Raw genomic sequence first — 16,871 nt, 5'->3', positions numbered from 1 at the left:
AGTATTGGCCTTAAGCTAAATTCACTGCAAGCTAAAATTAGCCTGAGACTGAGCTTGCATCGTCGTCCTCGCCGGCCTCACGGTGGAGGAACAGCCGGACGCGATGCTCAATGTCGCTCCATGCCTCTGCCTCACCTCCCGCAAGGACTTGCGAGCGCACTTCTGGTCTGGAAAGCAGCTCTCTCAGAGCTTTTGCAAAAACTGTCGCATCGTTTTGCAAAACTTCCGATCGTTTTTTAGATTGGTCGATCCACTTATTTTGCGTGTCAATCAATTCTTTGGCGTTATCGAGCATATTCTTTCTCAATTCCAACAGCCGTTTTAAGTTGTCATTGTCCTCTCCAAGCTCTTTCATCAATGTTTCGATTTCGTTTACGAGATATCGGCTTTCTCGCATCGACGCGCCGAGGTTTCCTACTTCTCCTCGGCGTCTAACAAACAACTTTTTGTCTTTATCGCCTGGAGGCAACTCTTCATTACCAAGTAGGTAGTCTGTGGAAACCGAGTAGAAAATAGCAAGCGCGGCGAGTTTTCCGCTGCTGGGGTTCTTCTTCCCGTTCTCCCACTCACTGACAGTGGGCGTGGACACTCCCATTTCAGCGGCAACCTCAGCCTGCCCAATCCCGGCGCGGTTTCGGAGGTCTTTCAGCTTCTGGCCTAGTGTCATGCCAGCATCCTACTCGCCTTTAGCCTAGGGCGCATGGCTTGTGGCTAAGTTAGCCATTGCGATGTGTCTTAGCTTATGGCTACATGCAGGCATGGACACGGCCGCTGAACGCGCGATCGAACTGGCTGGCGGGCTGACCAAGCTCGCGGATCTGGTTGGCGTGAAGCCCTCCAGCGTCTTCAAGTGGCGGGTGCGGAGGGTGCCTGCCGAGCGGGTCCTCGCCGTCGAGCGTGCCACCGGCGGCAAGGTCACCCGCCACGAACTGCGGCCGGACCTGTACCCGCCCGCTGACGCCCACCCCGCCCCCGCGAGCGCGCCGTGACCGTCTATTTCCTCCGCTCCGGTGCCGATGGGCACGTGAAGATCGGCTGCACGGGCGACGTCGGCCGACGCATGGCGCAACTCCAGACTGGCAGCGCCACCGTGCTGACGCTCCTGCGCACTGCCGACGGCGATCTCCCCGAGGAGCGATGGCTGCACCGCCGGTTCGCCGACCAGCATGTCAGGGACGAATGGTTCGAGTTCGTGCCGGAGATGCTGACCGTCGCCGTGCCGCGCGCTTCCATGGCTGAGGATCGTGGAGCCAACCTCGCCAACGTGATGTTCAGGCACCACGGGGCATCGCGCGCTGAGTGTGAGGCATTCGCGCAGGCCCGCCTCGAAGAAGGCGCCCGCCTTACCGAACAAGGTCAAGAAATGGCGGGCCTCCTGCGCGAAGTCTCGGCGCTCTGGGACGAGCGTCCGCACGCCACCTATTACGAAATCCTTCAGTTGGCAGCAGGAGACAGCGGGGCCGCTTACGCTCTGCTGGTGGGGGACATCGTTTTTCATACTCTCCATATTGCGAAGAACACTTCGCCAGCCGAGTTTGCTGCCCATTTCAAGGGACATCCTGACGAAAAGAGAGTTCTCGCCTCCCTTCGCTGGCTCCGTGGCTTTCTCTGCGCCCATATCGAGGCCACCGCGCTCGCCAACGCCGCGTCCTCGGAGGACGCCGCGTGATGCGCCGTCTCGTCGCCCGGTTCCTGCTGTGGCTGATCTGGCCGGCGCTGAAGCCGTGGGTGTCGATCGACCCCACGGCCCTGGAGTTCACGCCCGGCCGGCTGGTTCCTCGCTCGCCGTCAGCGTCAGGACCATCATGCGATGCATCTTGGTCGCCATCTCCTGCGTCATCGGGTCCTCGTGAACCGGCTGCCAGTTCTGAAGGCGCGCCGCGACAGCCGCCACAGCGGCAGGATCGTCCGACCGCAGGGCACGGACCATGGCAGCCATGACCATGCCCTGCGCCGTCGAAAGGCGGATGAATAGCTCCTGCAAGGTGAACTTGTGGGGCTGGTCGGGCACTGCGTCCGACATGTGGGTTCCTCCATGGGTGGGTCGCATCCCCATGGTGGAGCAGGTCGGCCCGGGTCAGCAACGGCTCGGGCCGACCGCGCCGATCCAGCCGAGCCCCGGGTGGTGGACCATCACCGCGCCGTCGTCGCGCACCTTCCAGGCGTCGCCGACCAGCGTGCGGCTGCCCTCGAACAGGAGGGGCAGGCGCCGCGGCGCCATCGCCGCGCGGCACGCCAGCAGCGTCACGATCAGCGTCTCCAGCTCGGCCGGTCCCAGCACCGCGTCGGCCTGCACGCGCGTGTGCCGCCGGTCGTCGCTGACGCCGCAAAAGACGGGCGCGGGGCACCCACCCCGCGCCGCCTCGCCGCTGCCGTTCACCTCGCTGCCGTCCATCGCGTGTTGCTCCGCCGACAAGAGCAACTGTGAGCGGAAGGACGCACAGCGTGTTGGGCGATTTGCACAGACGGGTGGGTGAAATGCACACGAGCTGCATCGACCGCGCGACGGAATGGGTGCGCGACAGCATCCGCGACGAGCGGGCGAAGCTCGGCACGCTGGACGCGGCATACGAGGCCGTGTCGCGCTTCTTCGGGATCAGCCCGCGCCGGGCGAAGTCCTACTGGTGGCGGCAGGTCACGCACCTTGCCGTCGATGAATACGAGCGCCTGAAGCGCCGGCAGGCGGATCGCCTGCGTCTCGCCCGGCTCCGTGCCGAACACGAGATGGCCGCGCTCGATGCCCTTCTCGCGAAAATCGACGGAGAAACGGATGAGCCTCCGGCTCGTGTTGGCACGCTGGCATCTGGGTTGGCTGACGTGGCGCGCGCGACGCATCCGTGAGCTGCTCGGTCGAGCGCGAGACCGCGTTGCCCGGCTGACAGACCGCCGGAGCATCAGGACCACCCTCAACAAGGATGACGACGATGAGTGAGACGACGACCGCCGACAAGCCCAAGCGCGCCCGCGACCCGAACGCGCCGAAGAAGCCGCACGCCGTCTTCGGCGAGATCGAGACGGGCCTGCCGATCCCGTCGCCCGAGCTGGCGCGCGGGCAGGTGTACGACTGGGGCAGGCTCCAGCCCGGCCAGTCCGTCACCGTGCAGCACATGTCGGCCGCCGGCGCGCGCCGCTCGGCCGAGATCTGGGCGAAGAAGCACGCGCCCGGCGCGAAGTTCGAGGTGCGCAAGGCGGGCGAGAACCTGACGCGCATCTGGCGCACCGCCTGACCGGACCGGGAGCGCGCCGCACCCGTGATCGCGTTCCCGGTCAAGCACGGCCTCCGGAACCGGCTCGCCGTGTCGGCGGCCAACCGGACACGCTGCCCGGCGCCGGTGGTCGCCTCCGCGCCCGCCGCGCCGGTGATCCACCGGACATGCCGATGGCCTCTGTGGGGTCACCAGGAGCAGCCGACGCACCGGTACTGCGGCGCGCCGGTCGAGCCCGGCAAGCCCTACTGCGCCGCCTGTGCGCGCCGCGCCTACACCCGAGGATCGTGATGTCCGTGTCCCTGCGGGACTACCAGGAGAGCGTCGTCTGGTCGGCCCGGCGGGCATTTCTGGCAGCGCACCGCGCGGTGCTGGTGCAGCTCCCGACAGGCGCCGGCAAGACTAGAATTTTCTCCCACATCGCCGTCGAGGCCGTCCGGCGCGGCAACAGCGTGCTGATCCTCGTGCACCGGAAGGAATTGCTGCGGCAGGCCAGCGAGAAGCTGACCGAGGCCGGCGTGCCCGAGCACGGCATCATCGCGCCCGGCCACACCCTGACCTGTCACCCGGTCCACGTCGCCTCCGTCCAGACCCTCGGCCGCCGGCTGCAAGGCGAGGCCGCCGGGCTGAACCCGGGCCTCATCATCATCGACGAGGCGCACCACGCCGTCGCCGGACAGTGGGCCGAGGTGATCGCCGCCTTCCCCCAGGCCCGGATCCTCGGCGTCACCGCCACGCCGGAGCGCGCCGACGGCAAGGGCCTCGGCCGGGCCGCTGGCGGACCGTTCGACATCCTGGTGCAGGGCCCCGACGTGGCCTGGCTGACCGAGCGCGGCTACCTGTGCCCGGCCGTGGCCTACGCGCCTGCCCATGGGCCCGACCTATCGGGCGTCGGCATCCGCGGCGGCGACTACGAGGCCGGCGCCCTGGCCGAGGCCATGGAGGAGCCCTCCATCACCGGCGACGCGGTGGCGCACTACCAGCGCCTCGCCCCGGGCCGGCCGGCCGTCGCCTTCTGCTCCTCCATCCGCCACGCAGAGAAGGTCGCCCTGGCCTTCCGGGACGCGGGCTGGCGCGCCGTGGCCGCCTCGGGAGCCACGCCCCCGGCCGACCGGGACGCAGCCATCAACGGGCTCGCGGACGGCTCGGTGCAAATCCTTTGCGCGTGTGAACTGATCAGCGAGGGCCTGGACGTGCCGGCGATCGGCGCCGTGATCCTGCTGCGGCCGACGAAAAGCGTCGGGCTTCACTTGCAGCAGGTCGGCCGTGGCCTCCGCCCGGCGCCCGGCAAGGACCACCTCGTGATCCTGGACCACGCCGGCAACACGCTCCGGCACGGCCTGCCGGACACGCCGCGGGAATGGAGCCTGGCGGGCCGGCCGAAGCGGCAGCGCGAGGGCGCGCCGGCGGTCACGCAGTGCCCTGCCTGCTGGGCCATGCATCCGCCGGCGCCCAAATGCCCCGCCTGCGGGCATTCCTACGGCGACGCACGGGAGGAGCGGCAGGAACTCCTCGAACTCGACGGCGAGCTGGTCGCCGTCACCCCCGAGATCATCGCCCGGCTGCGCGCGACGCCGACGCGGAACCTCCTCCGGCCCGGGATCGGCCGCGCCGAGGTCGAGACGATCCGCCGGGCCAAGGGATTTCAGCCCGGCTGGACCTGGCACGTGATGCGCGAGATGGGCGGAGCGCCCCAATGACCCTCAAGCAGGCCATCTTCGTCACCGCGCTCGCCTTCCTGGCGGCGCTGGTCGGGCAGGTCCTCGCCGGGAGGCTGCCGTGACCGAAGCCCAGATCCAGGCCGCCATCATGCTCGCCGTGGGCGGCCGCGAGGACACGCGCGTCTTCCGGAACAACGCCGGCGTCGCGCACTACCCGGACGGCAGCGTGGTCCGGTACGGCGTCGGCAACCCGGGCGGCTCCGACCTGATCGGCATCCAGGCCGTCACCATCACGCCCGCCATGGTCGGGCAGGTGATCGGCCGGTTCGTCGCCCTGGAGGTGAAGGCCAACGGCCGCGCGACGCAGGAGCAGCGGGCGTTCATCGCCATGGTGCTGCGGTTCGGCGGCGTGGCGGGGGTGGTGCGCTCGCCGGAAGAGGCGGTGGCGGTGCTGGAGGCTAGCCGGTGACGCCGATCGCACTCTCTGCCGCCGCCGCGATGCCGCGGTGGGTTGGCTGGCGGAACGAGGAGCGTGCCGGCAAGGTCACGAAGGTGCCTTACGCTCCGCGCACCGGCTCCCGGGCCAAGGCCGACGATCCCGCCACCTGGGCGCGGCGCCGCGAGGCCGAGGACTGGGCCCGGCGGCATGTGAACGGAGCCGGCGGCGGCGTCGGGATCGAGCTGGGCGCGTCGGACCAGCACGAGGGCCTGGCCTTTGGCGGGGTGGACCTGGACACCTGCCGCGACCCCGCCACCGGCCAGATCGAGCCATGGGCGCTGGAGGTGATGGAGCGGTTCGCCTCCTACACCGAGGTCAGCCCCTCTGGTACCGGGGTGAAGGTGTTCTTCACCTATGCCGCGGCCGACCTGCCGGCGCTGCGCGCCGTGATGGGCACCGACCACGGCAAGCAGTTCAAGAAGGGCAAGGGCGACCACCCGCCGGCGATCGAGCTGCACCTCGGCAACCGCTATTTCGCCGTCACCGACCAGCACTTCGAGAGCGCGCCGCGCGACATGCGGCCGGTGGACCTGCGCACCCTGCTGTGGGCGATCAAGGAGGCCGGCCCCGCCCTTGTGCGGTCCGGGCGCGGGGAAGAGGCGCAGGCCGAGTTCACGGAGCCGCCGCCGGCACGGGAGGAGCGTTATCGGAATTCCGATGGCGCTCCACCGCAGGGCGAAACCGAAGGCGCCGACCCCGACCACGCCGCACTGCTCGCGCGCCTGAACGGCATGTTCGCCAAGAGGCGCAAGGTCGCGCGCCGCTGGGAGGGCAGCACCGAAGGGCTGAACGACAGCAGCCGCTCCGGCATGGACATGTCCATGATGGCGCTGCTGCGCCGTTGCGGCTTCTCCTTCCCGGAATGCAAGGTGCTGCTGCGCCGGTGGCCGCACGGCAAGGGCGAGGAAGCCTCGGCCGACGAGCGGTACTGGCAGCGTCTCTGGGACCGCGGCGCCCGCCCCGAGGACACCAAGCCCGACCCGAACCGGGGCAACCGGCCGCTGATCCGCCTGCTGAAGGGCAACATCGCCGCCATCGTGGACGCGGCCGAGGGCGCCCTGATCGCCGCCGATCTCGGCATCTACCAGCGCGGCCCGTACCTGGTCCGGCCGGGCCTGACCGAGTTCCGGATCTCCGGCAACCGCACCACCACCGGCCTGCGCCTGCTGGAGATGGGTGACCACGCCCTCCGCGAGGCGCTGGACACCGCCGCCGCCTGGGAGAAGTGGGACGCCCGGTCCGATAGCTGGGTGGTGGCCGACGCGCCCATGGACATCACCAAGACCTACCAGCAGCGCGCCGGCCTCTGGCGCCTGCCCAACATCGCCGGCGTCACCAACGGCCCGACCCTGCGGCCGGACGGCTCTATCCTCCAGGTTCCGGGCTACGACGAGGCCACCGGCCTGCTCTACGACCCGCAGGGGGAGGACTATCCCGAGATCCCGGTACACCCGACCCGGCGGCAGGCCGAGGACGCGCTGCAGCTCCTCCGCGACCTGATCCAGCACTTCAACTTCTGCTCGGACACGGACCGCGCCGTGGCGCTGGCCGGCATCCTGACCGCCTGCATCCGCCGCTCGCTCCGCACGGCGCCTGCCTTCGGCTTCACCGCCCCCACCCCGGGCTCCGGCAAGTCGAAGCTGGTGGACATCGCCGGTGTCGTCGCCACCGGCCGGGAGGTGGGTGTGGTCACGCAGGGCAGGAACGACGAGGAGACGGAAAAGCGCCTCGGCGCCCTCCTCCTCGCCGGCGCCGCCGTGGTGTCGATCGACAACGCCACCGCCCCGGTCGGGGGCGACATGCTCTGCCAGATGATGACGCAGCCCGTCGTGCGCACCCGCATCCTGGGCAAGAGCGAGATGCCCGAGATGCCCTCGGACGCCCTGGTCATGGCGACGGGCAACAACCTGGCCTTCCTCGGCGACATGACGCGCCGGGCCCTCCTCTGCCAGCTCGATCCCGGCGTGGAGCGCCCCGAGCTGCGCGTCTTCGACTTCGAGCCGGTGGCCCGCGCCAAGGCGCGGCGGGGCAGCTACCTCGCCGCCGCTCTCACCATCCTGCGCGCCTTCCACGTCGCCGGGCGGCCGGCGCAGAAGGGTGTGCAGCCGCTCGGCTCGTTCGAGGAGTGGAGCGGTTGGGTTCGGAACGCGCTCATCTGGCTCGACTGCGCCGATCCGGTGGCGTCGCAGGAGGCGATGCGGAAGCTGGACCCGGAGATGGAGCGCAACGCCGAGGTGATGGCGTGGTGGTGGACCACGTTCGGCGACCGAGAGGTGCGCGCTCGGGACGTGCTCGCCACCGCCACCGAGTTTCACTACGGCACCACGTCAGACGGCGCCGGCATGGAGGGCGCGAAGTTGCTCCGCCACGCCGAGTTCCGCGATGCGCTGCTGGCCGTCGCCGGGAAGAACGGCGTCATCGACCGGGATAAACTCGGGAAGTGGCTGCGCGACGTGCAGAAGCGCGTCATCCGTGGCTTCCGGCTTGGGGCCAGCGAGAAGAAGCGCGACAATGCCACGTTGTGGCGGCTGGTGAAGGTGTAAGGCCAGCAGAAAGAGGGATCGCAATGAGCGAGAGTGGCAGGGTTGAGCGGGTGGTCATGTGGACTGACGGATGCTTCAAGATGGCAAACCGGCCGACATGGTGGGACGAGGCAACCGCCCAGTCTTATGGAGAACAGCACACCGTGATGTCGTTCGGAAAGAACGACGACTATGTCAATGTGGCGCGTTCGTGGTTGATCCCGGAAAGCTTCGCCGAGGAGGGTTGGATCATCAAGCTGGACAGCGGCGATACGGTCCTGGAGGTATGGACGCCCAACGACGCTGACTATTTGGACTTCATCACGAGCCGACTGCCAGTGTGGATGAAGATCGGCGCACGAGCGCCGGCCGAGGTCTCGCTAGACCGATTGGTCAGGGCATTCATCGCGCATGCTCGGCGTGGCCCGGGTCAGCACATCGATCGGGACAGCGGTGAAAGCGAGCTTGACCGCGCCGATGACATGAAGTGGGAGCGAGAGATGCGGGAGCAGGGTAAGCTCGGCTGAGCTGGACCCTCACCCCGCCCGCAGCCGACCCGCCAGCACGGCCGGGTCGGCGTCCGCCGCCAGCAGCTCGTCCAGGGTGAGCGGGCAGGCGTCCACGATCGGCGCCATCGCCCGCCCCTCGGCCACCGCCTGGCGACGCACCAGACGCGCCGCATCGGCGTAGAGCCCCGGCACGTCCAGCCGCCGCCGCATGCTCGGGCTGATCCGCCGCCGGGCGCCCAGCAGGAACGCCAGCGCCTCGGTGGTCCAGTGCGCCGTCGCCGGCGCCTCCGGCCACGCCGCCAGCTTCGCCATGTGCCGCAGCGCCTCCACCAGCAGGCTCTCGACCGCCTGGAACTCCGACCGCCCCACGCTCTCCACTTCCTCGATCACGTTGGCCCAGTCGATCCCGGCCTCGTTCGCCCGCTCGCTCGCCGCCAGCCGCCCCAGACGCGCCGCCTGATCCTCCGACCACGCCAGGATGTCCCGCTCGTACAGGCCGTCCACGTCACGCCCCCTCTATCGGTGCGGCATCGTAAAAGTAGGATCAGTAGGATCAGGGGGATATTCCCGCTACCCCGTGCGAACTGTCAAATACGATCCCACCCCCACACACGTACCATGACAGTTCGTATAGGGCGGCTGAAACATCCCCCTGATCCTCCGCATCCTACTTCCTGGCACCGCACACACCGCTTGCGCCGCCCCTCGCCCTATTGGATGCGGCGAGGTCATGAGCGAAGCCCTGGCGGCATGTTCGGATGAAACTCAGGCCCAGCGAGCCCTGACGGAGAAGGAACAGCGGCTCGTGGACGCCATCGTGCACGCCGCTTCCCGCGGCGCATCCGTCACCCGTGAGCAGGCCGGAACCGCCGCCGGCTATGGAAGAGGTGACGTGGCCCGCATCCAGGCATCCCGCGCCCTCGCCCGCCCGGCCGTGCGCGCAGCACTGACGAAGGCGCTCCAGGAAGCGGCGCAGATTGACGCGGCCAGCTCTCTCGCCGTGTTACGACACCTTGAGCGCCGAGCGACCAGCGAGCGCGTCAGGCTCGACGCCGCGTTGGCAGGACTGCGGATCGGTGGACTGGACCAGTCCGCGCAGCAGGCGACCGGCGCCGGCGTGACCGTGCAGATCGTGTTCCGCACCGATGCAGGCGAGACGCTGGCACAGCGCATGTCAGACGCGGCGAACATCGTGGATAGCACTGCGACGGACGAGAGTGACACGCGCCTTGAGCAGGCGAGGGTCACAGGCCCGCGCCGCTCCGGCAGGGGCAAGGCACCCCCCGGGGGGGTCGCTCACGCGGCGGCCGAGGAGGGCCGGGGGGTCGAAAATCCGCGCGCGCCAGTCCCCAGCCGGGTCACCCGCAAGTCTCCGGCCCCGAAAGGTCAGGGTGGAAAAAATCCTGGCCCCCGGAAGCCGCGGAAGAAGGTGGTGCCCGATGGATCGTGACGACGACTGCTGCCGCGAGCAGGAGCGGCTGGCGCGGGAGCTGGCCGAGCGGCGGAGCGATGCCGAGAAGCGCGCGATGCTGCAACGGTGCTTGTCGGCGTACTGGGCGCTGAGGGCGGCGGGCTGGCCCTGGAAGCCGCGCGTGCGGGTGAAGGCGGGGCGGGGCTGATGCCCCCGCTGCTCCAGCACGATGCCGAGGGCGAGACGATCCTGCGGGGCGCGCCGCCGGTTCGGATCGAGCCGGACGGGGCGGTGCTGGAGCGGTACATCGCGTCGCCGGCGAAGGTGAAGCTCATCCAGGGCCCGGTGGGGTCGGGCAAGAGCACGGCGTCGTGGCACGCGCTGATGGCGAACGCCTTTGCGGTGCAGCGGCCGTGGAAGGGCAAGCGGTTCCGGCGGACGCTGGTGGTGCGGAACACGCTCAAGCAGATCAAGGACACGGTGCTGCCGACGAAGCGGCTGGTGATGCCCGAGAAGACGTGGGGCGCGACGCTGATTTCCGGGCGGCCGCGGCACCACATCCGGATGCCCGGGGTGGATTGGGAGATCCTGTTCTACGGCCTGGACGATCCGGACAGCGCGCTAGAGGACCTGAAGTCGCTGGAGATCAGCGACGCCTACGTGTCCGAGGCGCGGTACGTGGACCGGCAGATCATCGTGGCGCTGGTCGAGCGCGTGGGGCGGTATCCGCCGGTGGCCTGGGGTGGGTGCACGCAGCCGCAGGTGCTGGGGGACACGAACCCGCCGGAGATGGGGTCGTGGCTGTCGGTGATCAGCGGCCAGGCGCCGATGCCGGAGGGTCTGTCGCGCGAGGACCGGATGTCGATGGTCAAGCCGGCGGACTGGGAGTTCCACCTCCAGCCCTCGGCGGTGATCGAGGAGCGGGACGAGGCGGGGGAGGTGACGGGGTACGTGCCGAACCCCGAGGCCGAGAACCTGCGGTTCCTGCCGGCGGGGTACTACGCCGACAAGATCGGCGGGCGGACGAAGGCCGAGATCGACACGGAGCTGGGGAACAAGCCCGGGGCGAAGCGGGCGGGCAAGGCGGTGTGGCCGCAGTTCCGGGTGGAGCTGCACGGCAAGCGGGACCTGGAGCCGGTGCGGGGGCACGAGATCCTGGTGGGGGTGGATTTCGGTCGGACGCCGGCGGCGGCGATCGGGCAGTGCGTGTTCGGGCAGTGGCGGGTGCTGCGGGAGATCGTGACCGAGAGCATGGGCGCGCGCGAGTTCGGGCGGGCGCTGAAGCGGTCGCTGGCGCAGTGGTTCCCCGCCTGGGACTACGCGGTGTGGGGCGACCCGGCGGGGGAGAACATGGAGCAGAGCGACGACGTGTCGCCGTTCCTGGCGATGCGAGCCGAGGGCATCCGCATCATCCCGGCGCCCGGGAACAACGACTGGGTGGTGCGGCGGGACGCGGTGGGGGAGGTGCTGCAGCAGCTCCTCGACGGGCGGCCGCGGTTCCTGATCGACCAGGGGGCGTGCCCGGTGCTGACGGCGGCGATGGGCGGCCAGTACGCCTACCCGCGGATCCAGGGCAGCCAGGACCGGTATGCGGACCGGCCGTTGAAGAACCGGTTCAGCCACGTGGCGGACGCCTGCCAGTACCTCATCCTCGGCGGCGGGGAGGGGCGGGCGCTGTTCCAGAAGGCCGGCACGCCCGGCGTGGGCGGCCTGCCTCGCGAGGCGCCGCGGCGGCAGGTGGTGGTGGCGGCCGGGCGCGGGCGCGGATGGGGAGGGCTGCTGCGTGGACGGTGAGATGGCGCCGCCGGGCGAGGTGGTGCACCTGGAGCCGTTCGTGCCGCAGCCGGGCACGTGGTTCGTGGCGTTCCAGCCGGCGGACACGGTGTGGTGGCACCGGCTGTGCCGGAAGGGCTTCGCGCACTGTTTCGCCTTCGCGCCGCGGGGCAACCCGGACCGGGCGGGCGAGGTGCACTGGGTGTTCTTCGACCCGGCGTTCACCTGCCTGGACGTGCGGCTGATCCCCTTCGAGGCGGTGGTCGAGGCCTTCGCGATGAACAAGGTGGGGGCGCTGCGGATCCTGCGGATCGACCGGCAGGGGGCGCGGCTGGCGCGGCCGCGGTGGGTGGTGACGTGCGCCGGCGCGATCGCGGCGCTGCTCGGGATGCGCGCGACGCCGCTGACGCCGTGGGGGCTGTACCGCCGGATGCTCGCGGCCGGGGCCGAGGTGGTGCCTTGATCCCGCGGGGCCCGGATTGGATGCCTCGTCGCGGCAGGGCGCGGAGGCGGTGATGGGTGGCGGTGGGACGACGGTCGCGGCGCAGCCGTCCGCGGCGCAGCAGGCGGCGACGGCCGAGGAGGAGAAGGCCAAGCGCGACGCCGAGATCAAGGCGCAGGAGGCGGCGGCGCGGCTGGCGGCCGACAACGCGGCGACGGCGCAGCGGCTGCGCGGGCGGTTCGCGCTGCTGAGCGGCAGCGAGGCCGGCTATCCGGCGAAGCTGGGCGGGGTGTGATGGCGGCCGACGCGAAGGAGCTGGCGCGGCTGTACCAGGCGGCGAAGGGGCGGCGGCAGCCGCTCGAAGCCCTGCTGACCGAGTGCTACGAGCACGGGCTGCCGTTGCGCGACCGGCCGAACCAGCAGGCGATCGGCGGGGCGGTGGTGCAGAACAACGTGTTCGACAGCACGGCGGCGTTCGCGCTCCAGCGGTTCGCCTCCTCGATGCTGACGGGCATCTGGCCGACGAACGAGCAGCCGTTCGACCTCCAGGCGGGATCGGACGCGCAGGGCGGTCGGGATGCCGAGGGGTGGCTCGCCGCCCTGACGCGCACGATCACGACGGAGATCAACAGCAGCCGCTTCCGGAGCGAGGCCCATGCCGCGATGGAGGATTTCGGGGTCGGGACCGGGGTCATGATCGCGAACCCGGGCTCGGCGATCGAGCCGGTGCGGTTCGAGCACGTGCCGCTGTCCACGGCCTACCTCTCGCAGGGGCCGGACGGCCGGTACGACGGACTGTTCCGCCCGCGCCGGCTGGAGGTGCGGCACGTGCCGGTGCTCTACCCCCGCGCGCGGCTGCCGGACCGGTGGCGGGACCTCCTCGATACGACGCCGGAGGAGAAGGTGCAGGTGGTGGAGATCTGCACCCGCGACTGGGGGCAGCCGGCCGAGGAGGTGTGGCAGTTCGCCGTGCTGCCGGACGACGGCGGCAGCGCCGAGGAGGTGGTGGCCGAGAACGAGTGGCGCGGCGCCGGCTCCTGTCCCTTTCTGGCCTGGGACTTCGAGCGGTCCGGCGGCGCCTTCGGGCGCGGCCCCATGCAGGTGGCGCTGCCCGACATCCGCCAGCTCAACAAGCTGATGGAGATCCGGCTGGAGGCGCTGGACATGCAGCTCACCGGCGTCTGGCAGTACGACGACGACGGGGTGCTGAACCCCGACACGGTGGACTTGTCGGTGCCGGGCACGCTGATCCCCCGCGCGCCGGGCGGCAAGGGGCTGGAGCCGCTGACGCCGCGCTTCGACCTCCGGCCGGCCGAGACGGAGGCCGAGCGGCTGACGGGCGTGATCAAGGGCGCCTTCTACATCCCCGACCTGGGGCCGACCACGAAGACGCCGATGTCGGCCACGGAGGTGATGCAGCGGACGGCGGACCGGGCCGAGGCGCTGTCCTCGGCCTATGGCTCGCTGCTGGTGGACTTCCTGTTCCCGCTGGTGCGGCGGGTCTACTGGATCCTCCGGCACCACCAGGGGCAGGCCGGCGCCGGCTGGCCGCGGCTGGACGGCCGGCAGGTGGCGATCCGCCCCCTGGCGCCGCTGACGCGCGCCATGGCGCAGGGCGAGGTGCTCCGGTTCACGCAATTCACCGCCGTGCACCAGCAGGTGGCCGGGCCACAGGCGACGCTGCTGGCGGTGAACACGGACGCAGCGACGCCCTGGCTGGCGGACCGGCTGGGCATCGACCCCTCGCTGATCCGCACGGCGGCCGAGAAGGCGGCGATGATGCAGCAGGGCATGGCCCTCGCGCAGCAGGCGGGCATGCTGCCGCAGCCGGAGGCGCCGGCGGTATGAGCGCCCCCACGACCCGCAGCGCCGCCCTGGAGGTGGCGCGCCAGCGCGCGGTGCAGCAGCGCGACGAGCTGGCGGACCTGTACCTGGCGGCGTTCAGCACGCCGGCCGGGCAGCGCGTGCTGCTCGACCTGGAGGCGCTGGTCCACCAGCCATGCCTCCCCCCCACGGCGAGCGAGGCCGAGTTGCGGGACCTGAACGGGCAGAAGCGCCTGTTCGGCATCATCATGGAGAGGATCGAGCATGGCCGACGAGAGCGGCAGCGGCGCGCAGCCGGGGACGGGAGCGCCGGCGGCGGGTGAGGGAGCACCGGCGGGCGGCCCCGCCCCGGGCGGGCAGCAGCAGGCGGCCGTCACCGAGCGGCCGGCCGGCGTGCCGGAGAAGTTCTGGGACCCGGCCAAGGGCGAGCTGCGCACCGACGCGCTGGTGAAGGGGTACGGCGAGCTGGAGAAGCTCGTCGGCCGTCGGCAGGAGGAGGCGCGCGCGGCGGCCGAGAAGACGCTGTTCGGCAACCGGCCCGCCAGCGCCGCCGCCTACGAGATCCGCCCGCCGGCCGAGGCGCCCGAGGGGCTGCTGCTGCTGGAGGAGCCGCCCGGGCCCGACTTCAAGGCGCCCGAGGGCAAGACGGTGATGGTCCTGGACAAGGCCGATCCGCTCTACGGCATGGCGCGCGACCTGGCGTACCGGGCCGGCATGAGCCAGGAGGAGTTCTCCGGGCTGATCGGGCAGTACGCCCAGATGCAGGTGGCGCGGCAGCCCACCGCGGCGCAGATCGCCGCCGAGCGCGACCGCTTCTACGGCGAGCTGGGCGAGCACGGCCGGGAGCGCGCCAACTATGTCTGGGGGCAGGCGAAGCAGCTCATCGGCGAGAAGGCGCTGTCCCTCGACGGCGTGGTGCATGACCGCGCGACCTTCGAGGCGATCGAGAGCCTGATCACCCGCGCGACCGGCGCCACCTTCGCGCCGATCAACGGCGCCGGCGCCGGCAGCCGGGTGACGCAGGCCGAGCTGGACAGGATGGTGGCCGACCCGCGCTACCGGACCGACCCCGAATTCCAGGCGCGGGTGACGCGCGGCTTCGAACAGCTCTACGCCGCCACCCCTGCCGGCGTGCCGAACCCCTTCGGGCGAGGCTGATTTCCTGTTGACAGGCGGCGGGGCCTATTGGACCCGCCCCTGTAGCTGACGCGTGGCCCTGCCCCGCGATGCCGCGGCCCGGTGACGGACACCCGCGCAGAGCATCGCCCCAGGACAACCGAGCGGATGCGGACCCCCGTCCCATTCACGAGGTTGCCGGCAGTGACGGCCAACACGATCCCCGTTGCCTTCATCAAGCAGTTCGAGAGCGAGGTGAAGGAGGCGTACCAGCGCAAGTCGAGCAAGCTGCGCGGGTCCGTCCGAACCAAGACCGGTGTGCGCGGCGCGTCGGTGATGTTCCCCAAGTTCGGCACGGGCACGGCGGTGCAGAAGCCGCGCAACTCGCCCATTCCGCCGATGAACCCCGACCACTCCTCGGTCGAGGTGTTCCTGTCGGACTACTACGCGGGCGACTGGGTGGACAAGCTCGACGAGCTGAAAACCAACATCCCGGAGCGCCAGCTTCTCGCCAATGCGCACGCCTACGCGCTGGGCCGGCAGACGGATGCGCTGATCGTCGCCGCGCTCGACGGCGCGACGACCGCGCGCAACGTCACCGGCACCGGTGACCTGGCGGACAGCGCCGGCATCACCAAGGCCAAGATCCTCAAGGGCCTGGAGATGCTGAACGCCAACGACGTGCCCGATGACGGCGACCGTGTGGGCCTCGTGTCGCCGCAGGGCTGGACGAACATGCTCGGCATTACCGAGTTCGTGAACAGCCAGTACATCGGCCAGACCGACCTGCCGTTCGGCGGGCAGGGCATGGAGATGAAGCGGTGGCTGGGCGTCGTGTGGCTTCGCTACACGGGCCTGTCGATCACGTCGAACATCCGGACCGGTTTCATCTACCACAAGTCCGCAGTGGCGCATGCGATCCAGGAGGATGTCACCACCGACATCACCTGGCACGGCGACCGCGCCGCGCACTGGATCAACGCCATGATGGCGATGGGTGCCGGCCTGATCGATGAAGCCGGTCTCGTGCGCCTCAAGAGCACGGAGACCTGATCCATGGCGCTCGACCTCAAGAACCTCTCCCAGGTCGCCTACGGCAACGGCAACGCGATCTGGCTCTACAAGACTGCCGACGCCAAGGCGACGGTGGTTGCGGCCGGCTACTTCAACAGCGCGCAGCCGACGCTCAACCAGGGCGACGTGATCTTCGCCCGCATGAGCGTCGGCGGGTCGGAGACCGGCAGCATCCTCCGCGTCACCGCCGCGGCTGTCGGCGGCGTCACGGTCGCGGCCACCGACCTGACCTGATCCGGGGCGCGTCGAAATGCCGTTCGATTGGCTGGGCATGTCGTCCGTTTCCTACGGGAACGGCAACAGTGTCTGGTTCTATCGGACGGCAGACGCGCTCGGCGCGGTCACGGCTGCGGGCTACTTCGATGTGGCCCGTCGTCGGCTCCTGAAGGGAGACGTGCTGTTCCTCGATTGCGCTGACGGCTTGGCGCAGTACCGCCTCACCAGTACCGATCCTGTTGCGCTGATCGCGTTGGGTGGCGCCGGATCGGATGGGACGTATCAGCCCGTCGATAGCGCCGCGCCGCGCCGCACGCTTCAAGACAAGGCGCGCGAGCTTTCCTCAGTGCTGGACTTTGACGGCGCCTCGCTTTTCACAAAAGCACAGCGCGCGTTCAACAGCGGCCTCAGCTTCTACGTGCCGGACGGTCTCTACATCGGCTGCCCGGACACGCTCTGGATGTCGATGCCGAGCCAGATGGTCTACGGCTCGGGCGCCGGCTGTGGCTTCCGCCTGGTGCGCGCGGCCGGGCAGCCGGTGACGCCGATCCTCGTGCAGCTCCCCAGCGCCACCGGCTCCGGCCTGCGCGGCCTCATGTTCGACCACGCGGCGGCGGC

The 16,871-nt window shown here is 70.1% G+C and carries 24 protein-coding genes; 20 read left to right on the top strand and 4 right to left on the bottom strand.

Annotated features, from left to right (window positions below):
• Nucleotides 1–37 precede the first annotated feature (37 nt).
• Nucleotides 38–667 (bottom strand): helix-turn-helix domain-containing protein, encoded by a 630-nt coding sequence (locus M0638_RS12660; protein ID WP_248667361.1) that lies wholly within the window; start codon nucleotides 665–667, stop codon nucleotides 38–40.
• A gap of 91 nt (nucleotides 668–758) precedes the next feature.
• Here M0638_RS12660 and M0638_RS12655 point away from each other — a divergent pair, with 91 nt between their 5' ends.
• Nucleotides 759–989, top strand: a complete 231-nt coding sequence (locus tag M0638_RS12655) for a transcriptional regulator (RefSeq protein ID WP_248667360.1) — start codon at nucleotides 759–761, stop codon at nucleotides 987–989.
• Nucleotides 986–1,669 (top strand): GIY-YIG nuclease family protein, encoded by a 684-nt coding sequence (locus M0638_RS12650; protein WP_248667359.1) that lies wholly within the window; start codon nucleotides 986–988, stop codon nucleotides 1,667–1,669. The genes M0638_RS12655 and M0638_RS12650 overlap by 4 nt, the downstream gene beginning before the upstream one ends.
• An 87-nt stretch (nucleotides 1,670–1,756) precedes the next feature.
• Here M0638_RS12650 and M0638_RS12645 read toward each other — a convergent pair whose 3' ends face one another.
• Both M0638_RS12645 and M0638_RS12640 read right to left on the bottom strand, forming a co-directional pair.
• A complete protein-coding gene (locus tag M0638_RS12645; RefSeq protein WP_248667358.1) occupies nucleotides 1,757–2,023 on the bottom strand; it encodes a hypothetical protein in 267 nt (88 codons plus the stop codon).
• A 54-nt stretch (nucleotides 2,024–2,077) separates the two neighbouring features.
• Entirely contained in the window at nucleotides 2,078–2,395 is a 318-nt protein-coding gene (locus M0638_RS12640) for a hypothetical protein (protein WP_248667357.1), read from the bottom strand.
• Between the two features lie 53 nt (nucleotides 2,396–2,448).
• Here M0638_RS12640 and M0638_RS12635 point away from each other — a divergent pair, with 53 nt between their 5' ends.
• The 7 genes from M0638_RS12635 to M0638_RS12610 all read left to right on the top strand — a co-directional run bounded on the left by M0638_RS12635 (nucleotide 2,449) and on the right by M0638_RS12610 (nucleotide 8,415).
• Nucleotides 2,449–2,841 carry a hypothetical protein gene (locus tag M0638_RS12635; RefSeq protein ID WP_248667356.1) on the top strand — a complete coding sequence of 131 codons (393 nt, stop codon included), beginning with the start codon at nucleotides 2,449–2,451 and terminating at the stop codon, nucleotides 2,839–2,841.
• Between the two features lie 83 nt (nucleotides 2,842–2,924).
• Nucleotides 2,925–3,227 (top strand): hypothetical protein, encoded by a 303-nt coding sequence (locus tag M0638_RS12630; protein ID WP_248667355.1) that lies wholly within the window; start codon nucleotides 2,925–2,927, stop codon nucleotides 3,225–3,227.
• A 24-nt stretch (nucleotides 3,228–3,251) separates the two neighbouring features.
• Nucleotides 3,252–3,497: a GcrA family cell cycle regulator gene (locus M0638_RS29245; protein ID WP_408903500.1), complete on the top strand. Its 246-nt coding sequence runs from the start codon at nucleotides 3,252–3,254 to the stop codon at nucleotides 3,495–3,497.
• On the top strand, nucleotides 3,497–4,906 hold the full coding sequence (locus M0638_RS12625) for a DEAD/DEAH box helicase (RefSeq protein ID WP_248667354.1): 1,410 nt from the start codon (nucleotides 3,497–3,499) through the stop codon (nucleotides 4,904–4,906). The genes M0638_RS29245 and M0638_RS12625 overlap by 1 nt, the downstream gene beginning before the upstream one ends.
• Before the next feature lie 79 nt (nucleotides 4,907–4,985).
• The gene (locus tag M0638_RS12620) at nucleotides 4,986–5,336 is read left to right on the top strand and encodes a VRR-NUC domain-containing protein (RefSeq protein ID WP_248667353.1); all 351 of its coding nucleotides are present in this window, start codon (nucleotides 4,986–4,988) and stop codon (nucleotides 5,334–5,336) included.
• 83 nt (nucleotides 5,337–5,419) lie between these two features.
• A complete protein-coding gene (locus M0638_RS12615; RefSeq protein WP_248667352.1) occupies nucleotides 5,420–7,909 on the top strand; it encodes a hypothetical protein in 2,490 nt (829 codons plus the stop codon).
• Nucleotides 7,910–7,932: 23 nt separating this feature from the next.
• Nucleotides 7,933–8,415: a hypothetical protein gene (locus M0638_RS12610; protein WP_248667351.1), complete on the top strand. Its 483-nt coding sequence runs from the start codon at nucleotides 7,933–7,935 to the stop codon at nucleotides 8,413–8,415.
• Nucleotides 8,416–8,424: 9 nt separating this feature from the next.
• Here M0638_RS12610 and M0638_RS12605 read toward each other — a convergent pair whose 3' ends face one another.
• On the bottom strand, nucleotides 8,425–8,901 hold the full coding sequence (locus tag M0638_RS12605; protein ID WP_248667350.1) for a DUF29 domain-containing protein: 477 nt from the start codon (nucleotides 8,899–8,901) through the stop codon (nucleotides 8,425–8,427).
• A gap of 226 nt (nucleotides 8,902–9,127) precedes the next feature.
• Here M0638_RS12605 and M0638_RS12600 point away from each other — a divergent pair, with 226 nt between their 5' ends.
• The 11 genes from M0638_RS12600 to M0638_RS12550 all read left to right on the top strand — a co-directional run.
• Nucleotides 9,128–9,847, top strand: a complete 720-nt coding sequence (locus M0638_RS12600) for a hypothetical protein (RefSeq protein WP_248667349.1) — start codon at nucleotides 9,128–9,130, stop codon at nucleotides 9,845–9,847.
• The gene (locus M0638_RS12595; protein ID WP_248667348.1) at nucleotides 9,837–10,016 is read left to right on the top strand and encodes a hypothetical protein; all 180 of its coding nucleotides are present in this window, start codon (nucleotides 9,837–9,839) and stop codon (nucleotides 10,014–10,016) included. Before M0638_RS12600 ends, M0638_RS12595 begins: the two co-directional genes overlap by 11 nt.
• Nucleotides 10,016–11,602 carry a hypothetical protein gene (locus tag M0638_RS12590; protein ID WP_248667347.1) on the top strand — a complete coding sequence of 529 codons (1,587 nt, stop codon included), beginning with the start codon at nucleotides 10,016–10,018 and terminating at the stop codon, nucleotides 11,600–11,602. The genes M0638_RS12595 and M0638_RS12590 overlap by 1 nt, the downstream gene beginning before the upstream one ends.
• A complete protein-coding gene (locus M0638_RS12585; RefSeq protein ID WP_248667346.1) occupies nucleotides 11,592–12,044 on the top strand; it encodes a hypothetical protein in 453 nt (150 codons plus the stop codon). Before M0638_RS12590 ends, M0638_RS12585 begins: the two co-directional genes overlap by 11 nt.
• A 52-nt stretch (nucleotides 12,045–12,096) precedes the next feature.
• The gene (locus M0638_RS12580) at nucleotides 12,097–12,318 is read left to right on the top strand and encodes a hypothetical protein (protein WP_248667345.1); all 222 of its coding nucleotides are present in this window, start codon (nucleotides 12,097–12,099) and stop codon (nucleotides 12,316–12,318) included.
• A complete protein-coding gene (locus M0638_RS12575; RefSeq protein WP_248667344.1) occupies nucleotides 12,318–13,871 on the top strand; it encodes a portal protein in 1,554 nt (517 codons plus the stop codon). The genes M0638_RS12580 and M0638_RS12575 overlap by 1 nt, the downstream gene beginning before the upstream one ends.
• A complete protein-coding gene (locus M0638_RS12570; protein ID WP_248667343.1) occupies nucleotides 13,868–14,170 on the top strand; it encodes a Bbp19 family protein in 303 nt (100 codons plus the stop codon). The genes M0638_RS12575 and M0638_RS12570 overlap by 4 nt, the downstream gene beginning before the upstream one ends.
• Nucleotides 14,112–15,005 carry a capsid assembly protein gene (locus tag M0638_RS12565; protein ID WP_248667342.1) on the top strand — a complete coding sequence of 298 codons (894 nt, stop codon included), beginning with the start codon at nucleotides 14,112–14,114 and terminating at the stop codon, nucleotides 15,003–15,005. The genes M0638_RS12570 and M0638_RS12565 overlap by 59 nt, the downstream gene beginning before the upstream one ends.
• A 162-nt stretch (nucleotides 15,006–15,167) precedes the next feature.
• Nucleotides 15,168–16,016 carry a phage capsid protein gene (locus M0638_RS12560; RefSeq protein WP_248667341.1) on the top strand — a complete coding sequence of 283 codons (849 nt, stop codon included), beginning with the start codon at nucleotides 15,168–15,170 and terminating at the stop codon, nucleotides 16,014–16,016.
• A gap of 3 nt (nucleotides 16,017–16,019) precedes the next feature.
• On the top strand, nucleotides 16,020–16,271 hold the full coding sequence (locus M0638_RS12555) for a hypothetical protein (protein WP_248667340.1): 252 nt from the start codon (nucleotides 16,020–16,022) through the stop codon (nucleotides 16,269–16,271).
• A gap of 16 nt (nucleotides 16,272–16,287) precedes the next feature.
• Nucleotides 16,288–16,871: hypothetical protein (locus M0638_RS12550; RefSeq protein WP_248667339.1), on the top strand; the 584-nt coding region annotated here is incomplete at its 3' end.

The sequence above is a fragment of the Roseomonas acroporae genome, from assembly GCF_023223525.1.
Taxonomy (GTDB): domain Bacteria; phylum Pseudomonadota; class Alphaproteobacteria; order Acetobacterales; family Acetobacteraceae; genus Roseomonas_E; species Roseomonas_E acroporae.
Note: the sequence above shows the minus strand (reverse complement) of the source record. Positions and strands in the feature narration are given on the sequence as shown.

What these genes read in the sequence shown, in the direction of transcription:
- M0638_RS12660 (WP_248667361.1), bottom strand. Translation starts at nt 667, where the DNA reads ATGACACTAGGCCAGAAGCTGAAAGACCTCCGAAACCGCGCCGGGATT.
- M0638_RS12655 (WP_248667360.1), top strand. Translation starts at nt 759, where the DNA reads ATGGACACGGCCGCTGAACGCGCGATCGAACTGGCTGGCGGGCTGACC.
- M0638_RS12645 (WP_248667358.1), bottom strand. Translation starts at nt 2,023, where the DNA reads ATGTCGGACGCAGTGCCCGACCAGCCCCACAAGTTCACCTTGCAGGAG.
- M0638_RS12640 (WP_248667357.1), bottom strand. Translation starts at nt 2,395, where the DNA reads ATGGACGGCAGCGAGGTGAACGGCAGCGGCGAGGCGGCGCGGGGTGGG.
- M0638_RS12630 (WP_248667355.1), top strand. Translation starts at nt 2,925, where the DNA reads ATGAGTGAGACGACGACCGCCGACAAGCCCAAGCGCGCCCGCGACCCG.
- M0638_RS12625 (WP_248667354.1), top strand. Translation starts at nt 3,497, where the DNA reads ATGTCCGTGTCCCTGCGGGACTACCAGGAGAGCGTCGTCTGGTCGGCC.
- M0638_RS12610 (WP_248667351.1), top strand. Translation starts at nt 7,933, where the DNA reads ATGAGCGAGAGTGGCAGGGTTGAGCGGGTGGTCATGTGGACTGACGGA.
- M0638_RS12600 (WP_248667349.1), top strand. Translation starts at nt 9,128, where the DNA reads ATGAGCGAAGCCCTGGCGGCATGTTCGGATGAAACTCAGGCCCAGCGA.
- M0638_RS12595 (WP_248667348.1), top strand. Translation starts at nt 9,837, where the DNA reads ATGGATCGTGACGACGACTGCTGCCGCGAGCAGGAGCGGCTGGCGCGG.
- M0638_RS12590 (WP_248667347.1), top strand. Translation starts at nt 10,016, where the DNA reads ATGCCCCCGCTGCTCCAGCACGATGCCGAGGGCGAGACGATCCTGCGG.
- M0638_RS12580 (WP_248667345.1), top strand. Translation starts at nt 12,097, where the DNA reads ATGGGTGGCGGTGGGACGACGGTCGCGGCGCAGCCGTCCGCGGCGCAG.
- M0638_RS12575 (WP_248667344.1), top strand. Translation starts at nt 12,318, where the DNA reads ATGGCGGCCGACGCGAAGGAGCTGGCGCGGCTGTACCAGGCGGCGAAG.
- M0638_RS12570 (WP_248667343.1), top strand. Translation starts at nt 13,868, where the DNA reads ATGAGCGCCCCCACGACCCGCAGCGCCGCCCTGGAGGTGGCGCGCCAG.
- M0638_RS12565 (WP_248667342.1), top strand. Translation starts at nt 14,112, where the DNA reads ATGGCCGACGAGAGCGGCAGCGGCGCGCAGCCGGGGACGGGAGCGCCG.
- M0638_RS12555 (WP_248667340.1), top strand. Translation starts at nt 16,020, where the DNA reads ATGGCGCTCGACCTCAAGAACCTCTCCCAGGTCGCCTACGGCAACGGC.